The following is a 12,118-nucleotide window of genomic DNA, read 5'->3' on the forward strand; positions in this document are numbered from 1 at the left end:
TCAGGACCCGTGCCCGGTGTCGGCCGTGGGGGCGGTGTCGGTCGCGCGTGTGGCCCGTTCGGCGGCGTAGGCCCGCTTGAGGGAGACGAGGCCCGCGATCGCCACCCCGGCGGCCACAGCGACCATCACCCAGTTGAGCCAGATCCCGCCCTCACCGAGGATCGCCCCGAACTGGTAGCCGATCACGACGGCGCCCACGACGATCATCAGCGTGGGGGACCACCACCAGCGGCTGTCGAGCGAGCGGTTCCCGGCGAACGTGAGGTTCGCGGCACCGTCGCGATCGGTCGGGGCTGCGTCGTCGGGGGAGTGATCGGCAGGCGTGGCAGGCATGGGAGAAGGGTCTCACGGGGGAGCGTCACGATGCGATTCGAACATACGTATTGGGTATCTGCTTGAGTCCAGTAGATTCTGGGGTATGGACGAGCGGATTCCGGTGGCAGGGGTGGACTACCCGCGCACCCATCAGCAGTTGGTGGCGTGGTTCTCCACGGAGGCGGACTGCCTGGCGTACCTGGCCCGGTTGCGCTGGCCGGGCGGGTTCGTGTGTCCGGGGTGCGGGTCGGACCGGGCGTGGCGCACCGCCCGGCGGGGGATGTGGATGTGCTCGGGGTGCGGGCGTCAGACGTCGGTCACGGCGGGCACGATCTTCCACCGGTCCCACACACCGTTGACGACGTGGTTCGCGGCGATCTGGTTCGTCTGCGCGTCGAAGAACGGGGTCTCGGCCAGCACGTTGCAGCAGGTCCTGGGGTTCGGGTCCTATGAGACCGCCTGGGCGTGGATGCACAAGCTGCGCCGGGCGATGGTCCGCCCCGAGCGTGAGCTGCTGGCCGGGGTCGTCGAGCTGGACGAGACGATGGTCGGTGGGCGCGCGAAGAAGGCGTCGAGCGTGGTGATCACCAAGGTCCCGGTGATGGTCGCGGTCGAGACCCCCGGGGGCCGCAAGATCGGCCGGATCCGTCTGGCCAGGGCCGATGCACGCAACTCCAACCAGCTCGTGGACTTCGCCCACCGGGTGATAGCCCCCGGCGCGCACATCCGCACCGACGGCGCCCGCAACCTGCGCCAGCTCGGCGAGCAGGGCTTCACCCACGAGTACCGGGTCCTGATCTCCTCGGTCGAGCCGGCCCACGAGTACCTGCCCGGGGTCCACCTGGTTGCCTCGCTGCTCAAACGCTGGGTCGCCGGGACCCTGCACCACGGGATCTCCAAGCGCCAGCTGGACTACTACCTCGACGAGTTCACCTTCCGGTTCAACCGTCGCTCCTCACGCTCACGCGGCCTGCTGTTCTACCGCCTGCTCCAACAAGCCGTCGCCACCGACCCCCACCCCCTGACTAGCCTCATCGGCGGCACCGAAAACAGCGTCTGACCTGCACACTTGACTCAAGCAGATACCCAATACAGGTGTTCGACATCGGGCGTCGGTCGGGGGATCTCCGGGTCGGGCATCATGTCCGGATGACCACTGTGTGCCGGCTGACGGAGGAGGGCTGGGAGTCCTTGCGCGATCTGCGCCTCGAGGCGCTGAGCGAGGCTCCGGAGGCGTTCGGGTCGTCGCCGGCTCGTGAGCTCGGGTTCAAGGAGAGTCACTGGCGGATGCGGCTGCGGTCGACCGCCTGGTTCGTCGCGGACGACCACGGCGCGCAGGTCGGCCTGGTGGCCGGCATGCCTGAGCCCGGAGCGGAGCCCGACGACCGGCACGTGCTGGCGCTGTGGGTGCGGCCGACGTACCGGGGCCACGGCGTGACGGCCGACCTGCTGAGTGCTGTCGCGTCATGGGCGCGGCAGGACGGCGCCCGGACGCTCTCGCTGTGGGTCGTCCAGGACAACCTCGCGGCGCAGGCGTCCTACCGACGACTCGGCTTCGAGCCGTCGGGTGTGACGATGCCGTTGCCGCGCGACCCGACCAGGACCGAGGAACGCTGGGTCCGCACGCTGCCCGATGACGCGGCGTGAGGACGTGCACTCGTCGCGGTCGCCTCGTTCGGCCGGCGGCTGCACCGGGGAGTGCTCTGAGTAGGGTTCTCCGAGCCGTAATGACATAATGTACATTATCGGCTAAGTGATGGGACCTGCTCCGCTCGTCGACTGCTCGCGACTGAACGAATGTCGCGACTGAACGTGTGTGTGGACCTTCTGGCGCCTGCGGCCCGCGCATCGACCGACATGGCACATGGTCGACCCGCGGTTCACCCGCTCGGACCACTCCGTGGGGCTTCACGACGACTAGACTGGATGGAAGTCCGACAAAACGGACAAACAGGTCACCATCTGTGGGTGATCACAGGGTGTCGCCGAGGGCGAGGGGGTCGCCGGCGGCACGGGTACCGCGGCCGGGCGACCCAGTCCGGCCGGATCTCACGTTCCAGGAGGACTCCTATGAAGAAGACCCTGACGGCACTTGCCCTGGCGGCGTTCGCCGTTCTCGCAGCCGGCGCGCCCGCCGTCGCCGCCCCCACGGACCCGATCCTGAACCACACCTCCTACTGGGAGGCGTACACCGGCGACACGTGCGTGAAGGTCGAGATCGCGGACGGCATCACGACCTACACGCTGCCCGCCTCGCCGTCCGGCACGTACACGCTCCTGGTCCTCAAGGCCGGTAGCGGGTCCGCGGCGAACGACGTCATCGCGATGCCGACGGCCGGAGTGCCCTACGGTCACGCGACCGGCAAGGACCTGAGCCACGTCATCTACTGCTACGGCGACGTCGAGGTCCCGACCTGACCGCAGCTCGACACGCCCCGGCGGTCATCGCCGCCGACCTGATCGTGCGTTCGGCCCGTCACGTCGACGTGACGGGCCGAACGCACGTCTCGGGTCGTACCCACGTCTCGGTGCGTACCGCGGCCGAGTGACGGATCTGCACGGCACGACGCGTCGGCCGGCATCTGACGCCGCCGGCGGTGCAGCAGAATGTGCCGGTGTCCCGGCTGCTGCTCGACCTGACCCCGCTGCGGGTCAGCGTCCCGTACCGCAGGATGTGGCTCGGGACGTCGTTGTCGGGCATCGGCACCGCGCTGACCACCGTCGTCGTCGGGCTGCAGGTCTACGACCTCACGGGTTCGACCGCGAGCGTCGGGCTGGTCGGGCTCTTCGCGTTCGTCCCGCTGGTCGTCCTGGGCCTGTACGGCGGGGCGATCGTCGACGCGCACGACCGGCGCCGGGTCATCCTGCTCACGTCGTCGGGGCTGTTCCTCGTGGCGCTCGGGTTCGCCGTCCAGGCCTGGCTGGGAGGTGACGACGTGCGGGTCCTCTACGTCCTGGTGGCCGTCCAGAGCGGCGTGTTCGCGATCAGCTCGCCGGCTCGCACGGCCGTCCTGCCGCGGCTGATCGGGCTGCGGCTGCTGCCGGCCGCCAACGCGCTGTCGAGCCTGTCGTTCGGTGTGAGCATGACGATCGGGCCGCTGCTCGCGGGCTTCCTGGTCGGCTGGGGCGGGTACCGCACGGCGTACAGCATCGAGGTCGTGCTCCTGGCGGTGGCGCTCGTGACGCTCGTCGCACTCCCTCCGATGCCACCGGAGGGCGCGGTGCGACGTGCCGGCCTCGGCTCGGTCCTCGAGGGACTGCGGTTCCTCCGGACCCGACCGAACATCCGCGCGACGTTCGCGGTCGACCTGATGGCGATGGTCCTTGCGATGCCACGCGTCCTGTTCCCCGCCATCGGAGCGGTTCTGATCGGTGGCGGGGAACCCACGGTGGGCATCCTGACCGCAGGGATTGCGGCTGGTTCGATCCTGGGCGGCCTGTTCTCCGGGCGGCTGGGCGCGGTCCGGCGGCAGGGGCGCGCGGTGATCGTTGCCATCGTCGGCTGGGGCCTGGCCGTGACCGCGTTCGGACTGGTGGTCGCCTCGGCGCCGGGTGCTGCGGCTCCCTTGGCCGACGGCTCCGGAGCGTCCTGGACGTTGTGGCCTGCGACGGCGTGCATGGTGCTGGCCGGCTCGGCCGACACCGTCAGCAGCATCTTCCGCTCCACCATCCTGCAGGCCGCGACGCCGGACGCGATGCGGGGCCGGCTGCAGGGCATCTTCATCGTCGTGGTCGCCGGCGGGCCCCGACTCGGTGACCTGGTGCTCGGTGCGCTCGGCGGTCTGCGTGGCGAGGCTTTCGCAGCCGTCGTCGGTGGACTGGCGTGCGCGCTGGGCGTTACCGCCTTCGCGGTGCTGCAGCCTCGCTTCCGGCACTACGACGCCGAGCACCCGGAGCCGTAGGCCGCGACGACCACTCCCCCGCCGATCCATCGGCCCACGGAGTGATAGTTGTAGGATCAACTAATAGGACCTCCCGTCTTCAGGTCGAGAGGTCGGTGCTGCGGGATCGTCCTTCCGGCGCTGAGCGAACGCCGGGTGCCGGTGTCCCTGGCATACGGCAGGCTGGTACCCGACGCACAGGAGGTTTCCCATGACCGGCACAGCGGCGCAGGACAGCACCGAGATCGCCCGACTCATCGGCATCGTGACCGAGCAGCAGCACCGGCTGCAGCTGACGCACTTCGACAACGACGACGCATGGCGGCTCGGCTGCCTGCTGGTGGAGCTCGGCCGGGAGCGGCGACTACCCATCGTGGTCGACGTCCGGCGCAACGGTCACCAGCTCTTCCACGCGTCGCTGCCGGGGACGACGCCGGACAACGACTCGTGGGTCGAGCGCAAGGTGCGGGTGGTGAACCGGTTCGGCGCGCCGTCCTACCTGCTCGGCCTGCGCTCCCGCCTCGTCGGGAGCACGTTCGAGCAGGACTCCGGCCTGCCGGTGCAGGAGTACGCAGCCCACGGGGGGTCGTTCCCGATCACGGTCAAGGACGTCGGCATCGTCGGCACGGTGACGGTCTCCGGTCTGCCGCAGGCCAAGGACCACGCGCTGGTCGTCGAAGCCCTCGAGGGCTTCCTCGACCTGCCGCACCTGGTTGACTCCTGACCGTGGCGGTGCCGTCGGACACCGGGTCGCTGCTCCGCCGGATCGGTGGCCTGCTGTCGCCGTACCGGTCGTCCCTCGTGCTGGTCGCCGTGTCGATCGTCGTGGGTGCCGGGCTGGGCATCGTCACGCCGTTCCTCACCCAGGCTGTCTTCGACCGGGCACTGTTCCCGGTCGGTGGCGGTGACGTGGACCTGCGGCTGCTCGCCTGGCTGGTCTCCGGGATGGTCGTGGTCCCGCTGCTCACGGCGGGGATCGGCGTCGGGCAGACGTACCTGACCACGACCGTCGGCAACCGTGCCATGGCCGAGCTGCGCAGCCGCCTGTTCGAGCACCTCGAACGGATGGAGCTCGCCTTCTTCACGGCGACGAAGACCGGCTCGATCCAGTCGCGGCTGGCCAACGACGTCGGCGGCGTCCGTTCGGTCCTGACGAACACAGCGGCCAGCATCCTGTCCAACGCGGTGACAGTGATCGCGTCGCTCGTCGCGATGCTCCTGCTCTCCTGGCAGCTCACGCTGATCTCACTTGCGCTCATGCCCGTCTTCCTGGTCCTGCAGCGGCGGGTCGGCGCCCGCCGTCAGGTGCTGGCCCGCCGGACGCAGGAGTCGCTCTCCGACATGACGGCGATCACCGAGGAGGCGCTGAGCGTCTCCGGCGTCCTGCTGTCGAAGGTCTTCAACCGGGCCGACGTCGAGATCGCGAGGTACCGCGACGAGAACGAGCGCCAGGTCGGCCTCCAGGTGCGCCAGGCGATGGCCGGACAGGGCTTCTTCGGTGTGGTGACCGCGTTCATGGCGATCACCCCGGCCCTCGTGTACCTGGCGTCGGGGATCATGCTCGACGGCGGCGGCCAGATCTCGGCAGGCACGCTTGTCGCGTTCTCCACGCTGCAGGCCCGGCTGCTGATGCCGATGGTCTCCCTGATGCGGGTCGCGATGGACGTCCAGACGTCGCTCGCTCTGTTCCGACGCATCTTCGAGTACCTCGACCTCGTGCCGGCGATCACCGACCGGGCCGATCCGGTCCGGCTGGACGTGACGAGCGTCCGCGGTGACGTCGAGCTGGTCGACGTCTGGTTCTCCTACCCCCCTCCCCCACGACTCGTCGCTCCGGCGCCCTCCCCGTTCGAGCAGCGCGGGATGCGCGGCATGGGCGGCGGGATGGGCGGCGGGCGGGGGGCGATGCTCGGCTACGGCGCCGCGCCGGGCGGGCACCTCGGTGGAGGCGGAGGTGCCCCGGCCGTCCGCCGCCAGCCACCGTCGGTCGACGCTGACCCCCCGGGTCGGCCCGACACGAGGGTCTGGGCCGTGCGTGGGGTCTCGCTCACGGTGCGTGCCGGTCAGCTCGCGGCCTTCGTCGGGCCCTCCGGGGCAGGCAAGACGACGCTGACGTACCTCGTCCCGCGGCTGTACGAGGTGAACCGGGGCGCGGTGCTGGTCGACGGTCACGACGTGCGGGAGCTCGCACTCGGCTCGCTGGCCGAGACCGTCGGGATGGTGACCCAGGACCCGTACCTCTTCCACGCGAGCATCGCCGAGAACCTGCGCTACGCGCGCCCGGACGCCACCGATGCCGAGCTCGCCGACGCGGCCCGGGCGGCGAACATCCACGACCGGATCATGGCCTTTGCCGACGGCTACGCCACGACGGTCGGCGAACGGGGCTATCGGCTCTCCGGCGGGGAGAAGCAGCGCCTGGCGATCGCCCGGGTCGTGCTCAAGGATCCCAGGATCCTGATCCTCGACGAGGCGACGTCGGCGCTGGACACCGCCTCCGAACGGTTGGTCCAGCAGGCCCTGACCGAGGTGATGGCCGGTCGCACGACGATCGCGATAGCGCACCGGCTCTCGACCATCCGGCATGCGGACGTGATCTTCGTCGTCGACGACGGCCAGGTCGTCGAGCGCGGCTCGCACGACGAGCTGCTGGAGTCCGGCGGCCTGTACGCCCGGCTGCACGCCGAGCAGTTCGGCGGGGGTCGGGTCGAGGCACGCTTCGCCGACGGCGTCATGTTCACCGACGGCGTCGTCCTGGCCCAGCCGCTGCGCCGCGAGCAGGTGGGCTGACCGCGAGAAGTTGCAGGTCAGGCCAAGGCACGGGACCGTTGGGTGCGGGTCGACGCGCCGGTCATGAGGGCCGGCCGCCGGGGACGAGGACACGTTCACCGGACCTTCACGATCTTCGCGGAACACCACCTCCTACGCGGGCGTTGTGTGAGTGGAAGATGACGACCGAGCGGGGCAACCTTTCCGCTCGTCCCAGCAGCCAGAACGGAGGTCAACCCATGGCTGACCGATCCCTGCGCGGCATGCGCATCGGCGCACACAGCATGGAGACCGATGTGGGCGTCGAGTTCGCCCCGCGGTTCCAGGCGTACTACGACTGCCCTGACGGGCACACGATCGTGCTCCCCTTCTCCGCGGAGGCCGACGTCCCCGTCGTGTGGGAGTGCCGCTGCGGCAAGGAGGCTCTCCTGCGTGACGCGAGCCAGCCCGAACCGAAGTCCGGCAAGCCACCGCGCACGCACTGGGACATGCTCCTGGAACGTCGCACCGTCGGTGAGCTCGAGGAGCTGCTCACCGAGCGGCTGCAGCTCTTGCGGGCGGGCAAGCTTCGCCGCTCGGCCTGACCCCTCAGGTCACCGACCGGCTCGATCTCACGACGGCCGTCGCCTCCGGGCGGCGGCCGTCGTCGCGCGTCCGAACGCGTCGCGCACCTGTCGCCCACGTCGGGTCAGGCCCCACGCGGTGACGCGGACGAGGGCCTCCACGACGATCTGCCGGCTCATCTTCGAGCGGCCCTGCGTCCGTTCGACGAACCGGATGGGGACCTCTCGGACGCCGCCGCCGGCCCGCACGACCCGGACGGCCATGTCCACCTGGAAGCAGTAGCCCTGCGAGGCGACCTCGGCCAGGGGTATGCGTCGCAGCACCGAGGAGCGGTAGGCGCGGAAGCCGGCCGTGGCGTCCCGGAGCGGCAAGCCCGTCGCCAGCCTCGTGTAGGTGTTCCCGCCACGGGACAGCAGCTCGCGGTGGCGCGGCCAGTTCTCGACCTGTCCGCCCGGGACCCAGCGCGATCCGATGACCAGCTCGACGCCTTCGGTGCGGCCTGCGTCCAGCGCATCGAGCAGCAGCGGGAGCTGCTCCGGCTGGTGCGAGCCGTCGGCGTCCATCTCCACCACCACGTCGTAGCCGGCCGCCAGGGCCCACCGGAACCCGGCGACGTAGGCCGAACCGAGCCCCTGCTTGCCGGTGCGGTGCAGGACGTGCACCGCGCGGTCGTCAGTGCTGAGCCGGTCCGCGAGGGCGCCCGTGCCGTCCGGGCTCGCGTCGTCGACGACGAGCACGTCGGCGGCCGGTACCGCGCGCCGCAACCTGCCGAGGGTCACCGGAAGGGTCACGGCCTCGTCGTAGGTGGGGATCACGACGAGCGTGCGCCGTGCGTCGTCTGCGTGGCCTGCATCGTCGGCGTGGCTGCGCGGGGGGCGATCGTCCTCAGGAGCCATCGGCCACCTCACGGTCCACTCGTCGGATCTTGGCAGCGCCGGCCATCCCGGCGACCGTGCAGATGACGGCAAGCGCGCGCAACGCCCAGGTCAGGCCGTCCCCGAAACGGGTCGCCGGGGTGAGCTCCGTGCGGAGCGGGAGGCCCGCGACCATCTGCTCAGCGGTGAACAGGCCGGTGTCCGCGACGACGAGGCCGGCGGGGGTGATCACGGCGCTCACTCCGACAGTGGAGATCTGGACCGTGGCCCGGCCGTGCTCGATCGCCCGCAGCCGGGACATCGCGAGCTGCTGGGTCGACTCGTCGGTCGCGCCGAAGGTCGCGTTGTTCGTCTGCACGACGAGGACCTCGGCGCCGGCCAGGACCGCGTCGCGCACGAGGTCGTCGTAGGCGACCTCGAAGCAGATCACGTCCCCGATGCCGACGACCCGACCGAGCCGTGCTGAGTCGAGCTCGAGCAGGCCGACCTCCGTGCCGGGGACCATGTCGGTGCGCACCCGGTCGACGGCCTCGGAGAATCGGCGCGCGATGTCCCGCATCGGGATGTACTCGGCGAACGGGGCCGGGTGCTGCTTGGCGTAGGAGTCGACCGGGCCGAGCGCCGGGTCCCACAGAAGCCCCTCGTTGAGTCGGCCACCGGACTCCGGGTACTCGTCCGTGCCGACCAGGATCGGTGCGCCGAGCGCCTGCGCGGCGGCACTGACGGCGGCGCCGGCCGTGGCGTCCGCGCGTGGGTCGATGTCGGTGCCGTTCTCGGGCCAGAGCACCAGGTCGAGGGCTCCGGGCTCGACCTGGTCGAGCAGTGCGTAGGTCCCCGTGAGGTGGTTGTCGAGGACCAGCCGCGCCTGCTGGAAGGAGTCGAGACCCAGGTTCGGCACGTTGCCCTGCACCGCGCCGACCGTGAGCCGGCCCGCCTGGGCGGAGCTGTCCAGGGGCACCAGCCAGCCCGAGCCGACGACCACCGCACCGAGCAGCAGGTACCCGCTCGCCACGCCGATGTCGATCCGTCGCATCGCCAGGAACGCGAGGGCCAGCATCACCCCGACCACGACCACCACGGCGGACACGAGCGGGGTGCCACCGAGCCAGGCCATCCGGCCGAGGGGCGAGTCGGCCTGGGAGAACGCGAGCCTGCCCCATGGGAAGCCACCGAACGGCCAGACCGAGCGGGCCTCCTCGAGGCCGACCCACAGGACCGCGAAGACCGGGACCTGGAACCGCGTCCGGCTCCAGATGACCGCACCACGCCGCGCCCACGCCCAGGCCGCACCGAACAGCGCGACCGAGCCCGCCTCGACGAGGGACAGGCCGAACCAGGGCACGACCCCGACGGCGAACTTGGCCCAGGTGATGTGCGGGAGGAAGAACGCGAGCCCGAAGGTCAGCCCGACCAGGGCGTTCCAGCGCGCGCTGTCGCGGCCGAGTGCGAGGAAGAGCAGGGCGATCCCGACGAACGCGAGCGGCCACCAGCCGAGTCCGGGGAAGCCGGCATCGCACGCCAGTCCACCGCCGACGGCGAGCAGGAGGGTGGTCCCCCGGCGGGGCGCGGCGAACGGCACCGGCCCAGGGTATCGGCTGCGGGAGGACCGGCCGACGGGCACGGCAGAGCGTGGTGGACGCGCCAGGGCGGGGCTCAGGGCGGCGCGGTCGGGCTCGGCACCAGCGGGGTGGTGATCGGGGCCGGCTGACTGGCCCGCGTGTCCTTCGGACCGGACGACGGCATCCCGTGAGGGGGTCGTCCATTCTCTACTGAACACGCGGGCCAAGCCGGTCTCCTCCGTCGAGCGGGCGCACACTGGCGCGCGTGAAGCGAGCCGTTGCGCAGCGGCCACGGGGAGGAACATCCGCAAACCTATCGGCTCCAGCGGACGAGTCAAGACGACAAAGGTGCAGGTCAGCGCCATAGGCGCAGGTCAGCGAGGGCTCCGTCATCTGGGTGAGTCCACGCGTAGCGGCGTGTCGCTCGGCGTGTCGGGCATGCGACCCGCCCGGCGCCCGGCGGTCCGCGGCCGGCCGTCCGACAGCTGCTGTGTTGGCCGTCTCAGCCGAGGGTGTCGTAGATCACGACGCCGTCCCGGAGGGTCCGCAGGCACTGCGGCGCGGCGAGGTCCGGCCCCAGCTCGGGCAGCAGTGGCGTCCCGGCGCGCGGGTCGGTGCTCCAGGCGGCGAGGCGGCCGTCCGGCGCCTGAACGCCGAGGCTCTCGACCCGCCAGAGAGCGAGCGATGCGGGCGCTCCGAGCCGGATCTCCCCTGCCCCGGTGTGCATCAGGTGCGCTGCTCGCCAACCGCCGCTGGTGTGGGCCCGGAAGGCGGCCCGCGCGGAGATGCGCTGACTCGGCTCGTGGTGGGCGATCGCGGCGTGCACGGCACCCCAGGGGTCGAACGGCGTCACCGGGGAGTCGGACCCGAACGCCATCGGCACGCCGGCTCCGGCGAGGTCGGCCAGCGGGTTGAGGCCCGCCGCGCGGGACGGTCCGAGGCGCCGGGCGTACATCCCGTCCGGACCACCCCAGACGGCGTCGGACGCGGGCTGGACGCTCGCGGTCAGCCCGAGCAGCACGAGGGTCGCCAGGGCGCGGGTGTCGACCATCTCGACGTGCTCGAGCCGGTGACCGGCCGCGCGCAACGCCTCGATCCCCTCCACCTCGGACGCGGCCTGGAAGCCGAGCAGGACCTCGTCGAGCCCCCGGTCACCGATCACGTGGAAGGCGGCCTGCGAGCCGGCCCGGGTCACGGCGGCGACGTGGTTGGCCACCTGCTCGGCGCTCAGGGTGAGCTCGCCCGAGGTGCGCGCGCCCGCCGGATCGAGGTCAGCGTAGGGCCTGCGAAGGGCTGCGGTCCGGGAGCCGAGAGAGCCGTCCGCGAACAGGTCCCCGCCGATGCCGGCCAGCCCGGGGATCGCGGCGAGGATCGCGTGCGCGTCGTCGGACGTCTCGCACAGCTCGGCCCGGTACCCGACGACGCCCGGGAGACCGCTCGTCGGATCGGCCGTCATCGCGAGCAGCAGGGCGAGGCCCTCGCGGGTGTCGACGAACGGCGCGCTGTGCTCGTGCAGGCTCACGATGCCGGCGGCCGCTGCCGCACCGAGGGCGAGCCGGCAGACCCGGTCGCGGCGACCCGGGTCCACGTCCCGGGCGGCCTCACGTGCCGCGTGGTGCGCGGCGCCCGTGACCAGGCCGTCGGCGGACCAGCCTGCGTGGTCCTGGCAGCGGGCGACGACGGCGAACGAGCTGGAGACGACGGCCGAGTGCCCGTCCGCCCTGGACAGGAGGACCGGGGCGCCGTCGGTCGCGCGGTCGAGCTCGTTGCGGCTCGGCGGCCGAGCTTCCGGCCAGCGGGTCTCGTCCCAGCCGTGGCCCACCAGCGGCGCGGCGCTGCCCGCTGCGCGTGCCCGGCGCGCGGCGTCGGCGACGGCCTCGAGCGCACCGGCCAAGGAGGTGATGCCGGCGGCGGCCGACAGGTCGAGACCTTCGAGCGCGAGGCCGGTCTCGAGGACGTGCGCGTGGGCGTCGACGAAGGCAGGGGTGACCAGCGCACCGTCGAGGTCCACGACCTCGTCCACGCCGTCGAGGACGGTGTGGACGGTGTCCTCGCTGCCGAGCCAGGCGACCTGCCCGTCGGCGACCAGGACGGCCTCGGCGAAGGGATCCGTGCGGGAGTGGATGACCCCGTTGCGGTACAAGGTGGAGCGCAC

The 12,118-nt window shown here is 71.6% G+C and carries 11 protein-coding genes; 7 read left to right on the forward strand and 4 right to left on the reverse strand.

All coding sequences use genetic code 11. From position 1 onward, the window contains the following. Positions 1 to 333, reverse strand: coding sequence for a hypothetical protein (locus K415_RS0116580; protein WP_024288163.1), 333 nt, complete (start codon positions 331 to 333; stop codon positions 1 to 3). Between the two features lie 103 nt (positions 334 to 436). Between K415_RS0116580 and K415_RS0116585 the strand changes: the two genes are divergently transcribed. From K415_RS0116585 to K415_RS0116615, 7 genes are all read left to right on the forward strand, one after another. Beyond that, positions 437 to 1,375 (forward strand): IS1595 family transposase, encoded by a 939-nt coding sequence (locus K415_RS0116585; RefSeq protein ID WP_024285365.1) that lies wholly within the window; start codon positions 437 to 439, stop codon positions 1,373 to 1,375. An 89-nt stretch (positions 1,376 to 1,464) separates the two neighbouring features. Beyond that, on the forward strand, positions 1,465 to 1,962 hold the full coding sequence (locus tag K415_RS0116590; protein WP_024288164.1) for a GNAT family N-acetyltransferase: 498 nt from the start codon (positions 1,465 to 1,467) through the stop codon (positions 1,960 to 1,962). A gap of 423 nt (positions 1,963 to 2,385) precedes the next feature. Next, complete coding sequence (locus K415_RS0116595; RefSeq protein ID WP_024288165.1) at positions 2,386 to 2,733, forward strand: hypothetical protein; 348 nt, start codon at positions 2,386 to 2,388, stop codon at positions 2,731 to 2,733. A 197-nt stretch (positions 2,734 to 2,930) separates the two neighbouring features. Next, entirely contained in the window at positions 2,931 to 4,217 is a 1,287-nt protein-coding gene (locus tag K415_RS0116600) for an MFS transporter (RefSeq protein ID WP_024288166.1), read from the forward strand. A 190-nt stretch (positions 4,218 to 4,407) separates the two neighbouring features. Continuing rightward, positions 4,408 to 4,920: a heme-degrading domain-containing protein gene (locus K415_RS0116605; protein ID WP_024288167.1), complete on the forward strand. Its 513-nt coding sequence runs from the start codon at positions 4,408 to 4,410 to the stop codon at positions 4,918 to 4,920. 2 nt (positions 4,921 to 4,922) lie between these two features. Next, complete coding sequence (locus K415_RS0116610; RefSeq protein ID WP_024288168.1) at positions 4,923 to 6,986, forward strand: ABC transporter ATP-binding protein; 2,064 nt, start codon at positions 4,923 to 4,925, stop codon at positions 6,984 to 6,986. Between the two features lie 218 nt (positions 6,987 to 7,204). Beyond that, entirely contained in the window at positions 7,205 to 7,549 is a 345-nt protein-coding gene (locus K415_RS0116615) for an RNA polymerase-binding protein RbpA (RefSeq protein ID WP_024288169.1), read from the forward strand. Between the two features lie 27 nt (positions 7,550 to 7,576). On the opposite strand, the gene K415_RS0116620 is transcribed toward K415_RS0116615, so the two are convergent. The 3 genes from K415_RS0116620 to K415_RS0116630 all read right to left on the reverse strand — a co-directional run bounded on the left by K415_RS0116620 (position 7,577) and on the right by K415_RS0116630 (position 12,118). Continuing rightward, entirely contained in the window at positions 7,577 to 8,425 is an 849-nt protein-coding gene (locus K415_RS0116620) for a polyprenol monophosphomannose synthase (RefSeq protein ID WP_024288170.1), read from the reverse strand. After that, the gene (lnt, locus tag K415_RS0116625) at positions 8,415 to 9,983 is read right to left on the reverse strand and encodes an apolipoprotein N-acyltransferase (RefSeq protein ID WP_024288171.1); all 1,569 of its coding nucleotides are present in this window, start codon (positions 9,981 to 9,983) and stop codon (positions 8,415 to 8,417) included. The genes K415_RS0116620 and lnt overlap by 11 nt, the downstream gene beginning before the upstream one ends. A 482-nt stretch (positions 9,984 to 10,465) precedes the next feature. Beyond that, positions 10,466 to 12,118, reverse strand: coding sequence for an amidohydrolase (locus K415_RS0116630; RefSeq protein WP_024288172.1), 1,653 nt, complete (start codon positions 12,116 to 12,118; stop codon positions 10,466 to 10,468).

This window comes from Cellulomonas sp. KRMCY2 (assembly GCF_000526515.1).
Taxonomy (GTDB): Bacteria; Actinomycetota; Actinomycetes; order Actinomycetales; family Cellulomonadaceae; genus Actinotalea.